This window comes from Phycicoccus flavus (assembly GCF_004025965.2).
GTDB classification, from domain to species: Bacteria; Actinomycetota; Actinomycetes; order Actinomycetales; family Dermatophilaceae; genus Phycicoccus; species Phycicoccus flavus.
This window is the reverse complement of sequence record NZ_SAYU02000001.1, coordinates 29,389-50,979: the sequence shown is the minus strand read 5'-3', so window position 1 is coordinate 50,979 and position 21,591 is coordinate 29,389. Positions and strand designations below refer to the sequence as shown.

16 protein-coding genes and 1 pseudogene are annotated in these 21,591 nt (G+C 74.5%); 8 read left to right on the top strand and 9 right to left on the bottom strand.

The window, feature by feature from the left end; all coding sequences use genetic code 11:
• Nucleotides 1–24 precede the first annotated feature (24 nt).
• Nucleotides 25–678, top strand: a complete 654-nt coding sequence (locus EPD83_RS00205; protein ID WP_128365780.1) for a dimethylsulfonioproprionate lyase family protein — start codon at nucleotides 25–27, stop codon at nucleotides 676–678.
• Between the two features lie 24 nt (nucleotides 679–702).
• Here EPD83_RS00205 and EPD83_RS00200 read toward each other — a convergent pair whose 3' ends face one another.
• Genes EPD83_RS00200 through EPD83_RS00190 form a run of 3 tightly spaced genes read right to left on the bottom strand, consistent with a single transcriptional unit; the run spans nucleotide 703 to nucleotide 3,913 of the window.
• Entirely contained in the window at nucleotides 703–1,611 is a 909-nt protein-coding gene (locus EPD83_RS00200) for a carbohydrate ABC transporter permease (RefSeq protein WP_128365779.1), read from the bottom strand.
• Between the two features lie 5 nt (nucleotides 1,612–1,616).
• Nucleotides 1,617–2,543 (bottom strand): carbohydrate ABC transporter permease, encoded by a 927-nt coding sequence (locus EPD83_RS00195; protein WP_128365778.1) that lies wholly within the window; start codon nucleotides 2,541–2,543, stop codon nucleotides 1,617–1,619.
• The gene (locus EPD83_RS00190) at nucleotides 2,540–3,913 is read right to left on the bottom strand and encodes an extracellular solute-binding protein (RefSeq protein WP_235950262.1); all 1,374 of its coding nucleotides are present in this window, start codon (nucleotides 3,911–3,913) and stop codon (nucleotides 2,540–2,542) included. Before EPD83_RS00190 ends, EPD83_RS00195 begins: the two co-directional genes overlap by 4 nt.
• 338 nt (nucleotides 3,914–4,251) lie before the next feature.
• On the opposite strand from EPD83_RS00190, the gene EPD83_RS00185 reads away from it, so the two are divergent.
• Both EPD83_RS00185 and EPD83_RS00180 read left to right on the top strand, forming a co-directional pair.
• On the top strand, nucleotides 4,252–6,690 hold the full coding sequence (locus EPD83_RS00185) for a beta-glucosidase (protein WP_165566103.1): 2,439 nt from the start codon (nucleotides 4,252–4,254) through the stop codon (nucleotides 6,688–6,690).
• Nucleotides 6,691–6,699: 9 nt separating this feature from the next.
• Nucleotides 6,700–7,722, top strand: a complete 1,023-nt coding sequence (locus tag EPD83_RS00180) for a LacI family DNA-binding transcriptional regulator (RefSeq protein WP_128367644.1) — start codon at nucleotides 6,700–6,702, stop codon at nucleotides 7,720–7,722.
• Between the two features lie 103 nt (nucleotides 7,723–7,825).
• Here the strand turns inward: EPD83_RS00180 and xylA are convergent, their stop codons facing one another.
• Nucleotides 7,826–9,004, bottom strand: coding sequence for a xylose isomerase (gene xylA / locus EPD83_RS00175; RefSeq protein WP_128367643.1), 1,179 nt, complete (start codon nucleotides 9,002–9,004; stop codon nucleotides 7,826–7,828).
• Between the two features lie 68 nt (nucleotides 9,005–9,072).
• Between xylA and EPD83_RS00170 the strand changes: the two genes are divergently transcribed.
• The gene (locus EPD83_RS00170; RefSeq protein WP_235950261.1) at nucleotides 9,073–10,359 is read left to right on the top strand and encodes an ROK family protein; all 1,287 of its coding nucleotides are present in this window, start codon (nucleotides 9,073–9,075) and stop codon (nucleotides 10,357–10,359) included.
• Between the two features lie 60 nt (nucleotides 10,360–10,419).
• Here EPD83_RS00170 and EPD83_RS00165 read toward each other — a convergent pair whose 3' ends face one another.
• The 4 genes from EPD83_RS00165 to EPD83_RS00150 all read right to left on the bottom strand — a co-directional run bounded on the left by EPD83_RS00165 (nucleotide 10,420) and on the right by EPD83_RS00150 (nucleotide 14,966).
• Nucleotides 10,420–11,436, bottom strand: a complete 1,017-nt coding sequence (locus tag EPD83_RS00165) for a LacI family DNA-binding transcriptional regulator (RefSeq protein ID WP_165566102.1) — start codon at nucleotides 11,434–11,436, stop codon at nucleotides 10,420–10,422.
• Between the two features lie 74 nt (nucleotides 11,437–11,510).
• Entirely contained in the window at nucleotides 11,511–12,716 is a 1,206-nt protein-coding gene (locus EPD83_RS00160) for an endo-1,4-beta-xylanase (RefSeq protein WP_128368385.1), read from the bottom strand.
• 289 nt (nucleotides 12,717–13,005) lie between these two features.
• Nucleotides 13,006–14,268, bottom strand: a complete 1,263-nt coding sequence (locus EPD83_RS00155) for a sensor histidine kinase (RefSeq protein WP_205859348.1) — start codon at nucleotides 14,266–14,268, stop codon at nucleotides 13,006–13,008.
• Nucleotides 14,265–14,966: a response regulator transcription factor gene (locus EPD83_RS00150; protein ID WP_128368066.1), complete on the bottom strand. Its 702-nt coding sequence runs from the start codon at nucleotides 14,964–14,966 to the stop codon at nucleotides 14,265–14,267. Before EPD83_RS00150 ends, EPD83_RS00155 begins: the two co-directional genes overlap by 4 nt.
• Nucleotides 14,967–15,103: 137 nt before the next feature.
• On the opposite strand from EPD83_RS00150, the gene EPD83_RS00145 reads away from it, so the two are divergent.
• Genes EPD83_RS00145 through EPD83_RS00130 form a run of 4 tightly spaced genes read left to right on the top strand, consistent with a single transcriptional unit; the run spans nucleotide 15,104 to nucleotide 19,211 of the window.
• Nucleotides 15,104–16,207 carry an AAA family ATPase gene (locus EPD83_RS00145; RefSeq protein ID WP_128368065.1) on the top strand — a complete coding sequence of 368 codons (1,104 nt, stop codon included), beginning with the start codon at nucleotides 15,104–15,106 and terminating at the stop codon, nucleotides 16,205–16,207.
• Complete coding sequence (locus EPD83_RS00140) at nucleotides 16,204–17,151, top strand: DUF58 domain-containing protein (protein ID WP_165566101.1); 948 nt, start codon at nucleotides 16,204–16,206, stop codon at nucleotides 17,149–17,151. Before EPD83_RS00145 ends, EPD83_RS00140 begins: the two co-directional genes overlap by 4 nt.
• Complete coding sequence (locus EPD83_RS00135) at nucleotides 17,148–18,125, top strand: VWA domain-containing protein (RefSeq protein WP_128365369.1); 978 nt, start codon at nucleotides 17,148–17,150, stop codon at nucleotides 18,123–18,125. The genes EPD83_RS00140 and EPD83_RS00135 overlap by 4 nt, the downstream gene beginning before the upstream one ends.
• A gap of 24 nt (nucleotides 18,126–18,149) precedes the next feature.
• Complete coding sequence (locus EPD83_RS00130; RefSeq protein ID WP_128365370.1) at nucleotides 18,150–19,211, top strand: S1C family serine protease; 1,062 nt, start codon at nucleotides 18,150–18,152, stop codon at nucleotides 19,209–19,211.
• 165 nt (nucleotides 19,212–19,376) lie between these two features.
• On the opposite strand, the pseudogene EPD83_RS00125 reads toward EPD83_RS00130, so the two are convergent.
• A pseudogene (locus tag EPD83_RS00125) lies at nucleotides 19,377–21,536 on the bottom strand (beta-glucosidase); the annotation flags it as partial.
• Nucleotides 21,537–21,591: the final 55 nt, after the last annotated feature.

Genomic DNA, 21,591 nt, shown 5'->3' with positions numbered 1-21,591 from the left:
CCGGGCAGCGCCATACTCACAGGCATGCGGCTGCGCGACCGACCGGACCTGCTCTACCTCGTGCGCGAGTACGACCGGATCTACCGGCACGGGTCCTCGGGGGGCAGCAGGCCGATCCGCGGCCACCTGCGGCGGGTCCGGGAGGGCATCGCCGACGTCGTCGAGGCCGACCCCGAGGTGTCCGACCGCGCGCCGGCGTCCCTCCCGGTCACCGACCACCTGGGCCGGGCCCTGGACGCCGGCTCGCGGGGCGTGCTCGGTGGCCTCGCCGACGCGTTGGGCCGGGTCGCCGGGCTGCTCACCTGGGAGTACGGGTACGAGAAGGTCCCGCGCGGGCTCACCGGCAAGTACGGCTACTGCGAGATCGTCGGGCCGCGCGGGCCGGTCGTCACCGACGAGCTCATCCTCGGTCTCGTCCTCTTCGCGCCCGACACGATCTACCCGCAGCACCACCACCGCGACATCGAGGAGTCCTACGTCGCCATCTCCGGCGCGTGGAGCGAGAACGACACCGCCGTCTACGCGCCCGGGTCGCTCATCCTCAACGTCCCCGCGCACGAGCACCGGATCACGACCGGACCCTTCGAGCCGTGCCTCCTCGCGTACGCCTGGCTCGGCCCGGTCGAGCGGCTGACGACGCCGGGGATGCGCTTCAGCGCACGACGCCCCCGCCGGTGAGAACCGGCGGGGGCGTCGGACGGGCTACTTGCCGAAGCCGGCGGTGAGTCCGGCGAGCAGCTGGCGGCGGCCGATGGCGTAGAAGACGACGATCGGCAGCGTCGTGAGGACGACGGACGCGAGGACCGCCGGCACGTTGACGCCGTACTGCCCCTGGAAGCTCCACACCGCCAGCGGCAGCGTCCGCTTGCTCGGGTCCTGGGTGAGGATGAGCGGCAGCAGGAAGTTGTTCCAGGTGAGCAGCGCGTTGTAGATCGTCACCGTCATCAGCGCCGGCTTGGTGAGCGGGAAGGCCAGGCGCCACATCGTCGTCCACTCCGAGGCACCGTCGAGCCGCATCGACTCGAAGAGCTCCTTCGGGACGTCCCGGATGAAGTTGCTGAGCACGAGGACCGACAGTGGGATGGCGAAGGCGATGCTCGGCAGGATCATCCCGCCGAGGGAGTCGTACATCCGCATCCGGATGATGATGAGGTAGACGGGGATGATGACCGCCTGGAGCGGGATGGCCAGGCCGAGCAGGAACAGCGAGTTCGACAGCCGCAGGAAGACGCTGTTGCCGCCGCGGACGATGGCGTAGGACGCCATGAACGACATGAGCACCGCCGGCGCCACAGCGCCCACCGTGACGACGAGGCTGTTGACGAAGTAGCGCGCGAAGTCGCTCTCGATGACGAGCTTGTAGGACTCCAGGGTCGGCTCGGTCGACGGCAGCATCGGGTTGGTGAGGAAGTACGTGCTCTGCGACTTGAAGCTCGTGATGACGATCCAGTAGATCGGCACGAGCACGATGGCCACCCACACCCAGCCGGCGAGCCCGCCGGCCAGGTTGTAGCGGCCGAGCGAGAACCGGGAGGGCCGGTGCTCGCGCGGGGGCGGGGCGTCGCGGCGGGGCGTCGCCTGCTCGGTGGCGCTGGGCGTCGTCGTCGCCATGCCGGTCACATCCCTTCCAGCTGGCTGGCGGAGGCGTCACGGCCCCCGAGCCGGCGCAGGAGCTGGGCGATGACCAGGCCGCTCAGCACGATGATGACGGCGATGGCGCTGGCCGGTCCCATCTGGTTGCCGAGGAAGCCGGTCTGGTACATCTCGACGGCGAGCACCCGCGTCGCGTCGCCGGGACCGCCGGCGGTGAGGACGAAGATGAGGTCGAAGAAGGTCAGCGACCCGACGACCATGAGCGTCGAGCTCGTGATGATCGTGTACTTCAGCTGCGGCAGCGTGATGGAGAAGAACTGCCGCACCCGCCCGGCGCCGTCGATCTCGGCGGCCTCGTAGAGCGAGCGCGGGATCTGCCGGACACCGCCCTGGTAGATGAGGGCGTGGAACGGCACGAACTGCCAGGACACGATGAAGATGACGACCGCGACGGCCAGTCCGCCCTCCCCGAGCCAGTTCTGGCTGAGCAGGGGGATGCCGAGCCCGGCGCCCAGCCCGAAGTTGGGGTCCAACAGGGCCTTCCACGTCACGGCCAGGGCCGCGGAGGACAGCAGGAGCGGCAGGACGTAGAGGACGGCGAGGACGCCGCGGTAGCGCTGGAAGCCGGCGAGGAAGGTGCCGAGGAGGATCGAGGCCGGGGTCTGCACCGCCCACGAGATGACCATGATCTCGAAGGTCACGAAGATCGAGTGCAGGAGGCCGGGGTCGGCGAGCACGGTCCGCCAGGCGTCCAGGCCCCCGAAGGTGATCGCGCCGATGCCGTTCCAGCTGGCGAAGGAGAGCCCGAAGACGCCGAGCAGTGGGACGACGCCGAAGGTGACGAAGAAGGCGAGGGCCGGCAGGACGAGCCACCACAGGCCCCCCGTCCCCCCGCCGCGCCGCGGGGTGCGCGACGCGGCGGACGGGACGACGGGAGCGCCGGCGGTCACTTGCCGATGACCGCGTTGAGGTTCGAGGCGAACTGCTGCGGGCTGATCGACAGCTGGAAGAGCTTGGCGATGTTGTCGAGCAGCACCTCGGCCTGGGTGGGCGGCAGCGCCTGGTCCCAGGACTGCGCGAAGCTCTTGGCGTTGGCGGCGGTGTCGTACTGGAACTTCAGCCAGTCGGCGTCCTCGCCGCTGCCGATGAGGGAGTCCGAGCCCTGGGCGACGGGGATGTTGCCCGAGTCGATCCAGGCCTGGAGGATCTCGTCGGTGAACTGGCTCTCGGCGAGGAACTTCTTGGCGCTCGCCTTCTCCTCCTCGGACGCCTTGGACGAGATGGACAGGTACTGCGCGGGGTTGCCGACCGAGTCGCTCGGGTCACCCTTGCCGCCGTCGTAGGCCGGGAAGTTCATGTAGCCGAGGTTGCCGCCGGAGACGAAGTCGCCGCCGTCGTTCTTCATCCCGCCGTAGGTCCACGCGCCGTGCAGCATCATCGCGGCCTTGCCGGTGTAGAGCAGCGCCTGGTCGGCGTTGGAGTCGGCGGTGATGGAGGCGAAGCCCTTGACGAAGCCGTTCATCTTGATGAGCTTCTGCATCTCGGTGAGCGCCTGGATCGAGTCCGGGTTGCTCCACGCGTCCTTCTCGCCGTCGAACACGGCCTGGAAGACCTCGGGACCGCCGATGCGGTCGTAGAGGAACTCGAGCCACATCATGTTCGTCCAGCGGGACTGCCCGCCGAGCGAGAACGGCGCGACCCCCGCGGCGTTGATCTTGGGGACGATGTCGAGGATCTCCTGCCACGACTGCGGCGGCTGCACGCCGACCTTCTCGAGCACCTTCTTGTTGTAGAACAGCACGATCGGGGTGACCGTCTCGCACGGCAGGGCGTAGACCTTGTCGTCGACGGTGGCCGCTCCGAACGAGGACGGGAAGATCTTGTCCTTGAGCGCGGAGTTCTCGGCGAAGAAGTCGGTGAGGTCGTCGACCTGCCCGGCGTCGACCCAGCTCTTGAGGCCGCCGCCGCCCCAGCCCCACAGGATGGTCGGCGCCTGGCCGGCCCCGAGGGCGGTCTTGACCTTCTGCTTGTAGGCGTCGTTCTGGAACAGCGTGATCTTGATCGGGGTGTCGGGGTTGGCCTTGTTGAAGGCGTCGACGGCCTGCTGGCGGATGTCCTCCTGCGGCTTGCCGCTGAGGGTCCAGAAGCTGGCGCCGGTGCCGTTGCCGCCGCCGCTGCCTCCGCTCGCGCTCCCGGACGCGGAGGTGCCGGGGCCCGACGAGCCACAGGCGGCGAGCCCGCCGATGAGCGGCAGGCCGGCGGCCATCCCGAGGATGGCGCGACGGGTGGCGGTCGGACGGTGCTGAGACTGAGGATCCACGCTGATCTCTCCCGAGAGGCCGGTGCGGCGTCGTCGCCGCTGGACGGGGACGGCGGGGGGTCCCGCCGGACCGCGCCACCGTCCGCGGCGGCGCGGTGCGCGTCGAAATTTGCGATAAGTTTCGGGCGCACGGTCACGCTAGGAGCCCGGACGCGGTGCTGTCAACAGGCGCCGCCGAGCAGTTCGGTAACGATGTCGAGATGGCCTCGCCGCGCGTCTTGTCCGGTGAACGCGCTTGCATCGGCCCACCCTCACGCGCCAGACTCTCGCTGAGCCGGACGACGACGACCGACGGTCGCCTCGCGCCGGATCTGTCGAAACTTTCGAACGGAGCCCGTATGAGCTCGGCGTCCCCCGCCGTCGACCCGTCCACGTCCGCCACCGACCTGCCGGTGTGGCGCGACCCGAGCCGGTCGGTCGACGAGCGCACCGACGCCCTCCTGGCGGCGATGACCCTGCGCGAGAAGGTCGCCCAGCTCGGCAGCCGGTGGGTCGGCAACGACATGAGCGCCGACCCGGAGCAGGAGGCGGGCGGGGACGAGGACGCCGGCGAGACGTTCGTCGTCGCCCCCATGCAGGACGTCTTCGCGGCCGCCGGCAGCGTCTCGCTCGAGGAGGCCAGCCGCGACGGACTCGGCCAGCTGACCCGGGTGTTCGGCAGCTACCCGCTGACCGTCGCCGAGGGCGTCGCCGAGGTCGTGCGCCAGCACCACGTCGTCCTCCGGGACAGCCGCCTCGGCGTGCCCGCACTGGTCCACGAGGAGTGCCTCACCGGGTTCACGACCTTCGGCGCCACCGTCTACCCCGCGGCCATCGCCTGGGCCGCCACCTTCGACCCCGACCTCGTCGAGGAGATGGCCGCCGCCATCGGCCGCGACATGGCCGCGGTCGGGGTGCACCAGGGACTCTCGCCGGTGCTCGACGTCGTCCGCGACCCGCGCTGGGGGCGGGTCGAGGAGACGATGGGCGAGGACCCGTACGTCGTCGCCACGCTGGGGTCGGCGTACGTGCGCGGGCTGCAGTCGGCGGGGGTCGTCGCCACCCTCAAGCACTTCGCGGGGTACTCGGCCTCGCGGGCCGCGCGCAACCACGGCCCGGTGTCGATGGGCCGCCGCGAGCTCGTCGACGTCATCCTCCCGCCGTTCGAGACCGCGGTGCGCGAGGCCGGCGTGAAGTCGGTGATGAACTCCTACAGCGACGTCGACGGCGTCCCGGCCGGCGCCGACCCGTGGCTGCTCACCGAGGTGCTGCGGGAGGAGTGGGGCTTCGAGGGCACGGTCGTCTCCGACTACTGGGCGGTGCCCTTCCTCGCGTCGATGCACCGCGTCGCCGGGGACGTCGACGCCGCCGGGGTCGCCGCCCTCACCGCGGGCATCGACGTCGAGCTGCCCGACACCTCGGGCTTCGGCGCCCACCTCGCCGACCTCGTCGAGGCCGGCGCGCTGGACGAGGCGCTCGTCGACCGGGCCGCACGGCGCCATCTGCGCCACAAGGTCGAGCTCGGTCTCCTGGACCCGGACTGGACGCCCGAGGGCTCGGTGGCAGGGTCCGGCGACCTCGACCTCGACTCCCCCGGCAACCGCGACATCGCCGCCCGGATGGCCGAGCGGTCGGTCGTCCTCCTCGACCCCGGCAGCGCGCTGCCGCTCGCCGGCCCGGGCCGGACAGCCCCCGCCCGGGTCGCCGTCCTCGGCCCCTGCGCCGACGACCCCCGCACCCACATGGGCTGCTACGCCTTCCCCAACCACGTGCTGCCCCGCTACCCCGGCCGCGGCCTGGGGCTCGAGGTCACGACGATGGTCGACGCGCTACGCGCCGAGCTGCCCGACACCGAGATCGCCTACGAGCGCGGCTGCGCCGTCGAGGGCGAGGACGCCTCGGGCATCGGCGCCGCCGCGGAGGCCGCGGCCGGCGCCGACCTCGCGGTCGTGTTCGTCGGCGACCGGGCCGGGCTGTTCGGCATCGGCACCTCCGGCGAGGGCTGCGATGCCGAGGACCTCCGCCTCCCGGGCGTGCAGCCCGCGCTGCTCGACGCCGTGGTCGCGACGGGGACGCCGACGGTGGTCGTCGTCGTGTCCGGACGGCCGTACGCCCTCGGCGCCTGGGCCGACCGGGCCGCCGGGCTCGTCCAGGCGTTCATGCCGGGCGAGGAGGGCGGGCCGGCGGTCGCCGGCGTGTTGTCCGGCCGGGTGCAGCCGAGCGGCCACCTGCCGGTGCAGATCCCGTACGGCCCCGGCGGGCAGCCGCGCACCTACCTCCAGCCGCCGCTGGGCTCCCCCGATAGCAGCGGCGTGAGCAGCCTCGACGCCTCGGCACTCTTCCCCTTCGGCCACGGCCGCAGCTACACGACCTTCGAGGTGGCCGACCTCACCCTGTCCGCGGACGAGGTCGGCAGCGACGGCGCGGTCGAGGTCTCGGTGCGGGTCACGAACACGGGGGACCGCGCCGGCGAGGAGGTCGTCCAGCTGTACGGGCGTGACGTCGTCTCGTCCGTCGTCGTCCCGGTGCGCCGGCTGCTCGGGTTCACCCGCGTGCCGCTGGAGCCCGGAGCCTCGGCCACCGTCACCTTCGACCTGCACACCGACCGGCTGGCGCTCGTCGGCCGCGACCTCGAGCGCGTCGTCGAGCCGGGGCTGTTCGAGCTCACGGCCGGCAGCTCCGCCGGGGACACCCCGTGCCGGGCCGCCCTCGAGGTCACCGGCGAGCCCCGGGTGCTCGGGGGCGAGCGCCGTCTCACCGTCCCGGTCCGCCTGACCCGCGAACCGGCCCGCCCCTAGGGTCTTCCCGTGCCCGCCACCCGCACCACGCTCGCGACGATCGCCGACTCCGCCGGCGTGTCCGTCGCGACGGTGAGCAAGGTGCTGAACGGGCGCAGCGACGTCGCGGCCACGACGCGCGCCCGGGTGCAGGAGGTCATCGAGGCGCACGAGTACACCGCCCAGCAGCGGCGGCGGCCCGAGGCCACCCGCTCGGTCGAGCTGCTCGTCGACCACCTGCACTCGCCGTTCACGAGCGAGGTGCTGCAGGGGGTCGCCGACGCCGCGGCCGAGGAGGAGGTGTCGGTGACCCTGAGCACCCGCCAGTCCGGCGCCGGCTCCGGGACCTCGCCGGGGACGTGGGCCCGCGAGCTCGTGGCCGCGGGCCGCAGCGGGCTCATCTCCATCGCCGGGGAGATGACCCGCCAGCAGGTCCGGGCCTTCGGCGACGCCGACCTGCCGCTCGTCCTCATCGACCCCATCGACCCGCAGGCCAGCCACGCGCCGAGCATCGGCTCGACGAACTTCACCGGCGGGCTGAGCGCCGGCGCCCACCTCATCGCCCTCGGGCACACCCGGATCGGCTACGTCGGCGGGGCGCTGCGCGCGGCCTGCAACGCCGCCCGCGTCGGCGGGCTCCGCGCGGCCCTGGAGCAGCACGGCCTGGGGCTGGACCCCGGCCTCGTCACCGCCGGGCAGGTCTTCGACTACGACACCGGGCTCCAGGGCGGCCTGCAGCTGCTCGACCGGCCGGACCACCCGACGGCGGTCTTCTGCGGCGCCGACGAGGTGGCCCTCGGCGTCATCGAGGCCGCGCGCCAGGTCGGGCTGCGGGTGCCGCAGGACGTCTCCGTCATGGGCTTCGACGACACCCCGTCGGCGATGACCGGGTCACCGCCGCTGACGACGATCCGTCAGCCGCTCGGGGAGATGGGGCGGGTGGCGCTGCGCACCGTCCTGCGCCTGGCCGAGGGCGGCACCGTCGACGCGCCGCACGTCGCCCTCGCGACCCGGCTCGTCGTCCGCGCCTCGACGGCGCCCCCCGCGCGCTGACCCGGCGGCGGTCCTGCGCCGCCGCGCCGTCCCTTTGGGTCCTGCCCCGCACGACGGACCGGCCCGGACGGTGCGTCCGGGCCGGTCCGAGGGGACGCGGTGCTCAGCCGACGAGGTGCTCGACGGCCAGCTGGTTGAGCTTGACGAACCCGTAGTCGCGCTCGGCGGCCTTCTCGGGGTCGAAGCCGTCGTCGGTGGCGAGGAAGTCCTCCACCGACTCGCCCGGGTCGAGGGTCGGCTGGGCCAGGCTCATGACGCCGGCGTACTCGGCCGCCTCGGTGACGCGCGGGTCGGCGCGGAAGGCACGGGCCTTCTCGGCGAGCAGCAGGTAGGTCTGCATGCAGGCCTTGGCCGACTCCCACACCCCGTCGAGGTGCTCGGTGCGCGAGGGCTTGTAGTCGTAGTGGCGCGGACCGGTGTAGCGAGGGGCGTCGGGGTTGCCGATGAAGCCGTTCTCCAGGAGGTCGACGGTGAAGAACGCCGACATGAGGTCGCCGTGCCCGAAGACGAGGTCCTGGTCGTACTTCAGCCCGCGCTGGCCGTTGAGGTCGATGTGGAACAGCTTGCCGCTGAAGAGCGCCTGCGCCAGCTGGTGGGTGTAGTTGAGGTTGGCCATCTGCTCGTGCCCGGTCTCGGGGTTGAGCCCGACGATGTCGCCGTGGTCGAGCTCGGCGATGAGGGCGAGGGCGTGACCGACGGTGGGCAGGAAGATGTCGCCCCGGGGCTCGTTGGGCTTCGGCTCCAGGCCGATCCGCAGGTCGTAGCCCTTGTCCTTGATGTAGCCGGCGACGGTGTCCAGCCCCTCCTTGTACCGCTCGAAGGCCGAGTACAGGTCCTTGGAACCGTCGTACTCGCTGCCCTCGCGGCCACCCCACATGACGAACGTCGTCGCGCCCAGCTCGGCGGCGAGGTCGACCGCGCGCATGACCTTGCGCAGGCCGAAGCGGCGCACGCCGCGGTCGTTGGCGGTGAGCCCGCCGTCCTTGAAGACCGGGTGGCTGAAGGTGTTCGTCGTGACCATCTCGATGGTCAGGCCGGCGGAGTCACAGGTCTGCTTGAGGCGGTCGACGCGCTGCTGCTTCGTCGCCTCGTCGGCGTCGAAGGGGTAGACGTCGTTGTCGTGGAAGGTGATCCCCCACGCGCCGAGCTCGGCGAGCCGGTCGGCGTACTCCCACGGCTCCAGGGCCGGGCGGGAGGGGCCGCCGAAGGGGTCGGTGCCGGTCCAGCCGACGGTCCAGAGACCGAAGCTGAACCTGTCCTCGGGGGTGGGCTGACGAACCACGCTGTCCTCACTTCCACGTATTTGTTGTGTTGTAGAACTTTACGGAACCTCCGGGGTATGGTCAACCCGTGCCCGCATCGCGTTCCGCGAGGTCCCTCGCCGCGTCCCCGGTGGCGGGTCCGGCTGCGGGGGTGGGGATCTCGCAGGCGGCCCTCCGGGCGACGAACCTCGCGACCGTGACCCGCGCGGTGCTCGCCGCACCGTCGCCGCCCTCCCGCGCCCGCGTCGCGGAGGGAACCTCGCTCACCCGCTCGACGGTCTCCCGGCTCGTCGACGAGCTCGTGGCGGGCGGGGTGCTCGCCGAGGGGGCGCCGGACCTCCCGGCCCGGCGCGGACGGCCCGGCATCCCGCTGTCCGCGGGGCGGGTGGCCGCGCTGGGGATGCTCGTCAACGTCGCCGGCATGACCGCCCGGGTGCTCGACCTCGGCGGGTCGGTGCTCGCCCAGGCCTCGGTCGAGCGGGACCTGCGCGGGGAGTCCCCGGACGCCGTCCTCGGCGAGCTCCTCGGGCTCGCCGACCGGGTCCGGGCCGAGGTGAGCGAGGGGCTCCCGCTGGCCGGTGCCCGGCTCGCCCTGCCCGGCGTCGTGACGACGGGGTCCGACGTCCTGCTCGTCGCGCCCAACCTCGGGTGGACCGACGTCCGCCCGGCCGACGTCCTCACCCCGGGCGCCCTCGGCGGGCTCGCCCTGCGGCTCGGGAACGAGGCCGACCTCGCCGCCCGCACCGTCGCCGACCTCGCGCCGGGACGCCCCGGGCCGCTGCGCGACTTCCTCTACGTCTCCGGCGAGGTCGGCATCGGTGGGGCCGTCGTCGTCGACGGACGGCCGCTGAGCGGTCGGCACGGCTGGGCGGGCGAGATCGGCCACGTGTGCGTCGACCCGCGGGGCCCGTCGTGCCGGTGCGGGTCCACGGGGTGCCTCGAGCGGTACGTCGGCCGGGAGGAGCTCGCCGCCCGGGCGGGGGTCGCCGCGGCCGACGTCGGGCGGCTCGTGCGGCAGCGGGTGGCGGAGGGCGACAGCCGGGCCGCCGAGGCCGTCGAGCACGCCGCGTGGGCCCTCGGCGTGGCGCTGTCCAGCGCGGTGACGCTCATCGACACCCCGGCCATCGTCCTCGGCGGGCACCTCGGGCAGATCGCGGACCTGCTGCGCGAGCCGCTGGAGGCCGCGCTCGAGCAGCGCGTCCTGTCGGCCCACCGGGTGCGCCCGACCGTGTGCGCCCACGACGGCTCGGTGTCCTCCCCCGCGGCGACCGGCGCCGCGATGGCCGAGCTCGACGAGCTCCTCGCCCGCCCGGACGCCTGGCTCGCCCGCGTGACCGACGTCGACGTGCCGGGGGGCGTCGCCGCGGACGGGTAGCCGGACGGGCGGCCGGACGCGCCCGTCGACGACCTCCGGCGGACGTCGGGAGGCGTCGGGTCAGTGGGCGGTGCGCGCGGGCGGGGCGGTCGAGGAGCGGTGGACCAGGCGCGTCGGCAGGGTGAGACGGCGGGTCGGGGGCTCCTCGCCGCGGAGCAGGTCGACGACCATCGTGAGCGCCGCGGACCCCATCTCGCGCAGCGGCTGGGCGACGGTGGTGAGGGGCGGGTCGGCCAGCGCGGACTCGGGCAGGTTGTCGAAGCCGACGACGGAGAGGTCCTCGGGGACGCGCAGCCCGAGCCGGTGGGCGACCTCGAGGACGGCGACCGCGGACTCGTCGTTGGCGGCGAAGACGGCGGTCGGCCGGTCGGGGCGGTCGAGCAGCTCGAGCGCCGGCGCCGTCGAGGTCTCGCGCCGGTAGCCGCCGACGCGCACCGAGGCGGGGTCGACCGCCAGCCCCGCGCCCGCCATCGCGGTGCGGAACCCCTGCTCGCGGCGGCGGCTGGACTCGAGGTCCTCGCGGCCGGCGAGATGGGCGATGCGGCGGTGCCCGAGCCCGAGGAGGTGCTCGGTCGCGGCGACGGCGCCGGCGACGTTGTCGCCCTCGACGGTGGGGATGTCGGTCGGCCCGAAGTGCGGGTCGACGACGACGACGGGGATCTGGGTGTCGGTGGAGACGACGGTCGGCGTGACGAGGATGGCGGCGTCGACGAGGGTGCCGCCGATGCGGCTCAGCGAGCGCCGCTCCCAGCCGACCGCGCCGCCGTTCGCGCCGCCGGAGTAGGCGAGCAGCTCGTAGCCGGTCTCGCCGAGGGCGTCGGACACCCCCATGAGGAGCTCGTTGGTGAAGCTCGTGAACTCCGCAAGCAGCACCCCGACCGCGTTGCTGCGCCGGCCGCGCAGGCCCTGCGCCCCGAGGCTCGCCTGGTAGCCGAGCTCGTCGATGGCGGCCTGGACCCGGGCGAGGGTGGCGGGGGCGACGCCGTCGCGACCGCCGACGACCTTCGAGACCGTGGGCACCGACACCCCCGCGGCCCGAGCGACGTCCGCCATCCGCACCCGGCCCGGTCCGTCCATGCGCCGAGCGTAGCCGTGGCGCGGGCGGGAGGACCCCGGGTTCCCGGTCCCGGAGCCCTCCCGTCCCCCGCCGGTCAGCGCGCCGGCTTCTGCGGGATCCGGGGCAGGACCATCGGCGGTCCGGCGTAGGCGAGGTCGGCCTGCAGCTGGGCGTACGCCGGCTTCGGCCGGTAGTCCTCGTCGTAGATGGCGGCCAGGGCCTCCGTGCCGACGCCGCCGCCGAAGTCCCAGTCGTTGGTCCAGCTGTGCCCGTCGTCGAAGCCCCAGACGGTGTAGGAGATGCACTTCCGGCTGGCCAGGCAGCCCTGCATGAGCGCGCCGTAGTTGAACGCCTGGGCCTGGAGCAGGGGGTTGATCGTGTCGCCGGTGCGCTCCTCGGGCAGGAGGTTGCGCACGTCGACCTCGGTGAGGGCGGTGGCGACGCCGAGCCCGGCGAACCGGTTCAGCGCGTCGGCGATCTGGAAGGAGGAGTAGTTGGGGTACCGGGTGGACAGGTGCGCCTGGCTGCCGACGCCGTCGACCGGGACGCCGCGGGCCTTGAGGTCGCGGACCATGTCGTAGACGAACTGCGTCTTGTCCAGCGAGCCCCCGTCGGCGAAGGCGTCGATGTTGTAGTCGTTGTAGAACAGCAGCGCCTTGGGGTCGGCGGCGCGGGCCCAGCGGAAGGCGTCGGCGACGTAGCCGGGCCCGAGGTTGTCGTACCAGAAGCCCTTGTAGCCGACGACGCCGTCGGGCCCGGGGTCGAACCCGTCCTCGACGGCCTCGTTGACGACGTCCCACTGCCAGATCCGGCCCTTGTAGCGCGTGACGACGTCCGTCACGTGCTTGCGCAGCAGGGCGCGCAGCTCGGTCCTGTCGATCGAGCCGTCGGCCACGCCCTCGGTGAGCCAGCCGGGCAGCTGGTTGCTCCAGACGAGGACGTGGCCGCGGACCTGCTGGTCGTTGGCCTCGGCGAAGCGCATGAAGCGGTCGGCGGCGCTCCAGTCGTACCGGCCCCGGGTGGGCTCCAGCGCCTCCCACTTCATGACGTTCTCGGGGGTCACCGTCGAGAACTCGGTGGAGGCGATGGAGCGGTAGGTCGGGTCGGACAGCGCGCCGACGTCGATCGCCGTGCCGACCGCCAGGTGGTGGCGGTCCGCGAGGGTGGCGAGGGTCTGCGTCGACGGGTCCGAGGGCGGTCTCCGGGCGACCGCCGGGGACGAGGTGGCCACGAGGGCGGTGACCGCGGCGAGGGCCAGCCCGCCGAGGGCCGAGGCGGCGCGGGTACGGGTTCGCGACATGGTGGGCGCTCCTTTGCGCGGGTCCCGATATCGTTATCGGGACGGATGGGCGAGACCGTAGCGGGGGCGGGCGTCGGTGGCAACCGGTGGCCACGGTCGGGGATCGCACCGGAACCTTCGGGTTCGCGCACCTTCCGAATCCCGGCGAACCCGAAGGTCCGGGGATCAGGCGAGAAAGCTCGGGTCCGCGCACCAACCGAACCCCGGCGAACCCCAAGGTTCCGGGATCAGGCGAGAAAGCTCGGGTCCGCGCAGGAACCGAACCCCGGCGAACCCCAAGGTTCCGGGATCAGGCGAGAAAGTTCGTGGGGCCGAGGGGGTCGTCGTCGGGGGCGGCGGGGGCGCGCTGCTCGGGGCGGGTCGAGGCGCGGTCGGGCAGCCACACGACGAACGTCGCCCCGGCGCCCGGGCTGCTGTGCACCGCGATCCGGCCCTGGTGCGCCTCGACCACCTGGCGGGCGATGGTCAGCCCCAGGCCGTGCCCCTCGGTGGGCGCTGCGTCGGGGCCGGCGGTCCGGGCGAAGCGCTGGAACACCCGGTCGCGGTCCTCCTCGGCGATCCCGGGCCCCTCGTCGCGCACCGCGACCCAGGCCCAGCCCCGCACCGACCCGGAGGCCACGACGATCTCGCCGCCACCGGGCGACAGGCGCACCGCGTTGGACAGGAGGTTGCCGAGGCCGCGCGCGAGGGCCTCCCGGTCGCCGATGACGGTCGGCCCGGGCGGCAGAGCCAGCGAGAGGACGAGCCCGCGGTCGGCCGAGAGGATGCGGTACTCGTCGACCGCCTCGGCGGCGAGCCGCGGCAGGTCGACGACCTCGTCGGCGAACGCGCCGGACCGTGAGCGCGCCGTCGCCAGCAGGTCCTCGAGCAGCCCGGTCATCCGCGAGGTGGCCCGGTGGACGACGACCGCGGCGTGCGCGCGCTCCTCGGCGGTGACGTCCTCGCGCGACAGCACGGCGTCGACGTTGGCCTCGATGACGGCCACCGGGTTGCGCAGCTCGTGCGAGACGTCGTCGACGAGGTCGCGCTGGGCGGTGAAGGCGCGCTCGATCCGTTCGAGCATGCCGTTGATGGTCTCGCCGAGGGTGCGCAGCTCGTCGGGCGGGCCGTCGGTGGGGATGCGGCGCGAGAGGTCGGTGGCGGAGATGTCGCGGGCCGTCGTCGTGATGGCACCGACGGGCCGCAGCGCCCGGCCGGCCACCCACCAGCCGACGGCCAGGCTGAGGACGAAGAGCCCGGCGAGGGCCAGCCACGAGTAGGTCCGCAGCGTCTCCAGGGTCGAGAAGTTCACGAAGGCCTGGACGTCCTCGATGTCGGCGGCCTGGAAGTCCTCGCCCGGCCGGTACTTCACCGTCCCGCCGGGGCCCTTCTCGAACTTCTTCACCGTCACCGGGTCCAGCGGCCGTGACTCCACCGAGCCCGCGAGCGCCAGGTAGATGCCCCCGAGCAGCAGGGCGGTCACGCCGAACAGCACCGCGGAGTACGTGAGCGCCAGCCGGGCCCGGATGGTGCGCAGCCACGACGGGAGCACGCCGGCCACACTCGCCTTCACGACGCCTCCCCGCCCGCCCGCAGCCGGTAGCCGCGGCCGATGACCGTCTCGACGACCGGCGCCTCGCCCTCGGCGGTGAGCTTCCGGCGCAGCGTGCCGACGGTGACCCGGACGGTCTGGGTGAAGGGGTCGGCGTTCTCGTCCCACACGTGCTCGAGCAGCTCCTCGGCGGAGACGAGGTGGTCCGGGCGCGACATGAGGTAGCGCAGGACGGCGAACTCCTTGAGGGTCAGCGACAGCTCGCGCCCGCCGCGCCGCACGAGGTGGCGCGAGGAGTCCAGCGTCACCTCCCCGACGGTGAGCACCGAGGACTCGGCCCGCACGTCCCGGCGCAGCAACGCGCGCATCCGGGCGGTGAGCTCCTGGAGCGCGAAGGGCTTGACGAGGTAGTCGTCGGCGCCCTCGTCGAGTCCGCGGACCCGGTCGCGCAGCGCCGTCCGGGCGGTGAGCATGAGGATGCGGGTGTCCGGCACCCGCGCCCCCTCGACCTGCCCGGCCCGCACCTCACGGGCGAGGTCGTAGCCGGAGCCGTCCGGCAGGTTGAGGTCGAGCAGGACGATGTCGTACTCGGTGAGCGCGAGCCGCTCACGGGCGCCGGCGCAGGTCCCGGCGACGTCGACGGCGTAGCCCTCGCGGACCAGCCCCGTGCGCAGGGCACCGGCGAGCCCGTCCTCGTCCTCGACCACCAGCACCCGCACGGGCCCACCGTAGGCGGGGTCCGCACGCCGCGCCCAACGCGCTTTCGCCCGATTTTCGATCCGGCTTCCTGCCGTTTTCGGCGCCCCCTGATGTCGTGGACGACGTCACCACCCGTCCCGGACCCCAGGAGGCAGCCATGCTCGAGCCGCACCACGACCCCGACGAGCGGACGGGCCCGACCCCCGGCGCGGACGCACCCCAGGGCGCCCACCACCGCCCCTCGCCGGCCGCCGACCGGGCCCTGCTCGAGCGCGCACTGTTCGAGGTCAAGCGGGTCGTCGTCGGCCAGGACCACATGGTCGAGCGGATGGTCGTCGGGCTCGTCGCCCGGGGCCACGTCCTCCTCGAGGGCGTGCCGGGTGTCGCGAAGACGCTCGCCGTCCGGACCCTGGCGCGGACCGTCGGCGGCTCGTTCGCCCGGCTCCAGTTCACCCCCGACCTCATGCCGGGCGACATCGTCGGCACCCGGGTGTGGCGGCCGAGCGCGGAGTCCTTCGACGTCGAGCTCGGGCCGGTGTTCGCCAACCTCGTCCTCGCCGACGAGATCAACCGCGCCCCGGCCAAGGTGCAGTCGGCGCTGCTGGAGGCCATGGCCGAGCGCCAGGTGAGCATCGCCGGCCGCACCTACCCGCTGCCTCGGCCCTTCCTCGTCCTCGCGACCCAGAACCCCATCGAGTCCGAGGGCGTCTACCAGCTGCCCGAGGCCCAGCGGGACCGCTTCCTGCTCCAGGTCCACGTGCCGCACCCGAGCGAGGCCGAGGAGCTGACCATCCTCCAGCGGATGAGCGTCGCCCCGCCGGAGCCCGAGCGGATCCTGTCCCTCGCCGACGTCGAGACGCTGCAGGCGGCCGCCGACGACGTCTTCGTCCACCACGCCGTCGCGCAGTACGCGGTCTCCCTCGTCATGGCGACGCGTGAGCCGCACCGCTACGGTCTCGGCGGGCTCGACGGCGTCGTCGAGCTCGGCGCCAGCCCGCGGGCGACCCTCGGCCTCGTCGCCGCCGCCCGGGCCCTGGCGCTGCTGCGGGGACGCGACTACGTCCTGCCCGGCGACGTCGCGGACGTCGCGCTCGACGTCATGGCCCACCGCCTGGTGCTCGGCTTCGACGCCGTGGCCGACGGCATCGACCCCCGGGACGTCGTGCGGGCGGTGCTCGCAGCCGTCGAGCCGCCCCGCGTCGCCCCCTCCCAGGCGCCGGACGACACCACCGAGGTCCCGGAGGGGGCGGGCCGGCGGTGACCGGCGCCGACCCCGCCGCGGCGCGCGACCCCGCCCGGGCGTTCGCCGCGCTCGACCTCGTCGTGCGGCGCCGGCTCGAGGGCCTGCTGCACGGCGACCACGCGGGCGTCCGCCTCGGTCCCGGCACCGACCCCGAGGAGGTCGTCCGCTACCGGCCGGGCGAGGACGACGTCCGCCGCATCGACTGGAACGTCACCGCCCGCAGCCTCGAGCCGCACGTCTGGCGCCCGGTGGCCGAGCACGAGCTGGAGACCTGGCTGCTGCTCGACGAGACCCCGAGCATGGCCTTCGGCACCGCCACGGTCGAGAAGAGCACGCTCGCGGCCTCGGCCGGCGCCGCCGTGGCGCTGCTCACCGACGGCCCGGGCAACCGGCTCGGGGTCGCGCGGCTGCGCCCGGACGGCCTGCGCTGGGAGGCGCCGCGGTCCAGCCGCGCCGGGGCCCACCGGGTGGCCCGGTCGGCCGCGGACGTCCCGCGCGAGGGCGCCGGCGGGCCGTCGCTCGCCGAGGCGATCGGCGCCCTGGAGCGGCGCGCCCGGCGGCCCGGGGTCCGGGTCGTCGTGAGCGACCTCGTCGAGCCCGACGGCACCCACGCCCGGCCGTTCCCGTGGGAGCCGGCCCTGCGGCGGCTCGCCGCCCGGCACGACGTCGTCGTCGTCGAGGTGGTCGACCCCCGCGAGCTCGACCTGCCCGACCTCGGGCTGCTCACCCTCACCGACCCCGAGTCCGGCCGCGCCCGCGAGGTGTGGGTGTCGGCCGACCTGCGCGAGCGCTACGCCGCGCTCGCGGCGAGCCACCGGGCGGCCGTCGCCGACGCGGTCCGGTCCTGCCGGGCCGGCCACGTGCGGCTGCGCACCGACGGCGACTGGGTGCGCGACCTCGCCCGCTTCGTCCTCGGCCGGCGCCGGGGCCACCGACCCGTCCCCCGAAGGAGGACCCGATGACCTTCCTGTCCCCGTGGTGGCTCCTGCTGCTGCTGCCCGTCGCCGCGCTCGTCGGCGCCTACCTGCTGGCCCAGCGCCGCCGCCGCCGGTACGCGGTGCGCTTCGCCTCCCTCCCCCTGCTCGACGCCGTCGCGCCCGCCCGGCCCGGCTGGCGCCGCCACGCGCCCGCCGTCGCGTTCTCGCTGGCCCTGGCCCTGCTCGCCCTCGCCGCCGCCCGGCCCGAGGCGAGCATCCGGGTGCCGCACGAGCGCGCGACCGTCGTCGTCGCCCTCGACACCTCCCGCTCGATGGAGGCCGAGGACGTCGCCCCCAACCGGCTGGACGCGGCCCGCGCCGCGGCCGAGACGTTCGTCGAGAACCTCCCGGACTCCTTCAACGTCGGGGTCGTCGTCTTCTCGGGGACGGCGACGGTGCTCGTCGAGCCCACCACCGACCACGACGCGGTGGCCGCCCGCCTCCAGGACCTCACCCTCGGCAGCGCCACGGCCATCGGGGACGCCGTCGTCACCTCGCTGGACGTCATCGAGCGCACCACCCGTCCGGAGCCCACCGACCCGGCCGACGAGACAGCGGCGCAGGCCGAGCCGGTACCCGGTCGCGTCGTCCTGCTCTCCGACGGCACGAACACCCGGGGCCGAACCCCCGAGGAGGCGGCGGCCGCGGCCGAGGCGGCCGGGGTCCCGGTCTCGACGATCGCCTACGGCACGCCGGGCGGCGTCATCACCTCGGGCAGCCGGACGGTGCCGGTCCCCGTCGACGAGGACGCCCTCACCGGGCTGGCCGACGGCTCCGGGGGGCAGGCCTACACCGCCGCGAGCGGGGACGAGCTGGCCGCCGTCTACGAGGACATCGGCTCCTCCATCGGCTGGCGCACCGAGGACCGCGAGCTCACGCCCTACCTCGCCGCCCTCGCGGCCCTGCTGCTCACCGTCACCGGGGTCATGTCCATCCGCTGGTTCGCCCGGCTCCCCTGACGCCCGTTCCCCGAGGAGGGACCCATGTCCGAGCACCCCACCCGCCCCGAGCCCGCCCCCGGACGCCCCGCGGCCCCGTCGCCCGTCCGCGGGCTCGGCCAGCCCGCCGGCCCCGACTTCCGCCGGCCGGACCCCGCGATCCGGGCCGGTGGGCGCGGTCCCGGGCGACCGGAGCGGTCCGACCCCGCGCCGGTGCCCGCCCCGGCCGCGGTCCACGACCCGACCCTCCTCGGCCCGACGATGCTGCCCGACGCCGCCACCATCCTCGGCACGGCCGGTCTGCCGGGTACCGGGCGACCGTTCCCGGGGGGCGAGGCGACGCCGCGGCCACCGCAGGACGACGGGCGGCGACGCGGTCGGCCAGGGTCCCGGCTCGCGGCCGCCGCCCTCGTCGGTGTCCTCGCGGGCGGCGCGGCCGGCGCCGGCGCGGCGGTGTGGACCGCCGAGCGCGGGGACCGGCCCGGTGCGGCCGCCCCCGGGGTGGCCGCAGCCCCGGCCGGCAGCGCCCAGGCGGCCGCCACCCGGGCCCTCCCGAGCGTCGTGCAGGTGCGCGCCGGCCGCTCCTCGGGCAGCGGCTTCATCCTCGACGACCGCGGCCACGTGATGACCAACGCCCACGTCGTGGGCGACGCGTCCCAGGTGCGGGTGCAGCTCTCCGGCGGACGCAGCGTCGCCGCCACGGTGGTCGGCAGCGACGACGAGAACGACGTCTCGGTCCTGCGGATGAGCAGCCGGGGCGGCGCGCCGGCGGCGGACCTCGGGTCCTCAGCGGACCTCGCCATCGGCCAGGGGGTCATCGCCGTCGGCTCACCCCTCGGCCTCACCGGGACCGTCACCGGCGGGCTGGTCAGCGCCGTCGAGCGCGAGGCACGGCTCGGCGGCGGCGCGGCCCAGGAGGTCATCCAGACCGACGCCCCGATCAACCCCGGCAACTCCGGCGGACCGCTGGTCGACATGGCCGGTCGGGTCGTCGGGGTGAACACCGCCATCGCCACGCTGAGCAGCGGGTCGGGGTCGATCGGTATCGGCTTCGCCATCCCCATCGACCGGGCGCTGGCCGTCGCCGACCGGATCGTCGCCGGCTGACCGCCGCGCCCCGGTCACGTCGAGGGCCGGGGCGGCGTCCGGCGATCGGCTCGCGGCCGGCCTGAGCGTCCAGGGCACGTCGACGACCTCCCGGCGGCGCAGCGTGCGCACCGGCCCGGTGAGGGTCACGGACACGGTGCACGGCAGGTCCTCGCTCGAGGAGCCCGCCGCGAGGTCGATCCGCCCGGGCTCGACGACGAGCTCCTCGGCCAGGCCGGCGAACGCGAAGCGGTCGGTGTGGACCTCGAAGGTCACCGTGGCCGCCTCTCCGGGCTCCAGCGACACCTTCGCGAAGGCGAGCAGGCTGCGCACCGGCCGGGTCACCTGGGCGACCGGGTCCGTGGCGTAGACCTGGACGACCTCGCTGCCAGCCCGGTCCCCGGTGTTGCGCACGTCCACGGCGAGCTCGAACGACCCGTCGGTGCGCACGACCTCGCGCGAGGCCCGCAGCCCGCCGACCTCGAACGAGGTCCCGCTCAGCCCGTGCCCGAACGGGAAGAGCGGCGTGGGGTCGAGGTTGGACAGGGCCGTCTGCCGACCGCCGAGCGGCGCGTGCAGGTAGGTGTGCGGCTGGCCGTTCGGCGTCCGGGGCACCTGCACCGGGAGGCGCCCTGTGAAGGGGACAGCACCGGTGAGCAGGCCGGCCAGCGCCGGGCCGCCCTCCTCGCCCGGGAGGAAGAGCTGGACCAGCGCGGCCCGCTCGTCGACGAACCCCAGGGCGTAGGGCCTGCCGCTGCTCACGACGACGACGGTCGGACGCCCGACCGCGAGCACCGCCTCGACGAGCTCCTGCTGCGAGCCGGGGAGTCGTAGGTCCTCGACGTCGCAGCCCTCCCCCGAGGTGCCGAGCCCGAACATGCCGGGCCGGTCACCGACGACGAGGACGACGGTGTCGGCCGCGCGCGCAGCCTCGACGGCGGCGGCGATCCCGGAGGTGTCCGGCTCACGCACCGGGCAACCCGCCGCGGAGGTGACCTCGACGTCCGGCAGGGCGGAGGCCAGCGCGGCCCGGTGCGTCGGCACGTCGACCCCGAGCCCGAGCTCCGGCCGGTCGGACAGCACGTGGTTGGGGAAGGAGTAGCAGCCGAGATGGGTGTGCGGGTCGTCGGCGCACGGGCCGAGCACGGCGAGGCGTCCGGTGCTCGGCAGCGGCAGCGCGGCGCCGTCGCGCAGGAGGACCGCGCTCGCCTCGGCGACCTCGCGCGCCAGGGCCCGCGACGCCGGGCGGTCCAGGTCGAGGGTGCCGTCGCGAAGGCCCGGCGGACGCGGGTCCCAGTCGGGGTCGAGCAGGCCGTGCGCGGCCTTCTGCGCGAGCACCCGGCGGACCGCCCGGTCCACGAGGTCCTCGGCCACCGCTCCGGTGCGGACGGACTCCACGAGGGCCGGGCCGAAGCCGCGCTGGTCGGGAAGCTCGACGTCCATCCCCGCCGTGAGCGCGAGCACGCCGGCGTCGGCGTCGTCCAGCGCCACCCGGTGCGAGGAGACGAGGAAGGGGATGGACCAGTAGTCGGACACGACGGTGCCCTCGAAGTCCCAGCGCTCGCGCAGCATCGTCGTGAGCAGCCACTCGCTGGCCGCGGGGGCGACGCCGTCGAGGTCGGCGTAGGAGTTCATCACCGACTCCACGCCGGCCCGCACACACCGCTCGAAGGGGGGGAGGAAGACGTCGAGCAGCTCGCGGTGACCGACGTGCACGGGCGCGTGGTTACGCCCGGCGGCGGACGCGGAGTACCCGGCGAAGTGCTTGAGTGTCGCGCCGACCCCGTGGCTCTGGAGCCCGGTGACGTACGCCTCGGCCATCTCACCGACGAGGAAGGGGTCCTCGCCGAAGGTCTCCTCGCAACGACCCCAGCGGTGGTCGCGGACCACGTCCAGCACCGGCGCCAGCCCGAGGTGCACCCCGGCCGCCGCGAGGTCCTGGCCGATGGCCTCGCCGACCCGCCGCACGAGCGCGGGGTCGAAGGTCGCGGCCAGGCCGAGCGGCGTCGGGTACATCGTCGCCCCGAAGGCGGTGAACCCGGTGAGGCACTCGTCGTGGGCCATGGCCGGGATGCCGAGCCGGCTCAGGGCCACCACCCGGCGCTGACGGTCCGCGTACACCTGCGCGTGCTCGAGTGCGGTCCGGGGGACGGTGCCGTAGGGCCGGGTGAGCTGCCCGAGGCCGTGCGCGGCGGTCTGCTCCAGCGGTCCGACCACCCCGAGCAGGGAGGTGCCGGGGGCGACCTCCGGCCCGGCGGGCTCGACGTCCTCCCACGCGCTGCCGAGCTGGGCGACCTTCTCCTCGAGGGTGAGGGCACCGAGCAGGTCCTCGACCCGCTCGGGCACCGGGCGGCTCGGGTCCCGGAAGGGCCGGGTCGCGTCGGTGGTGGAGGGGACGGTG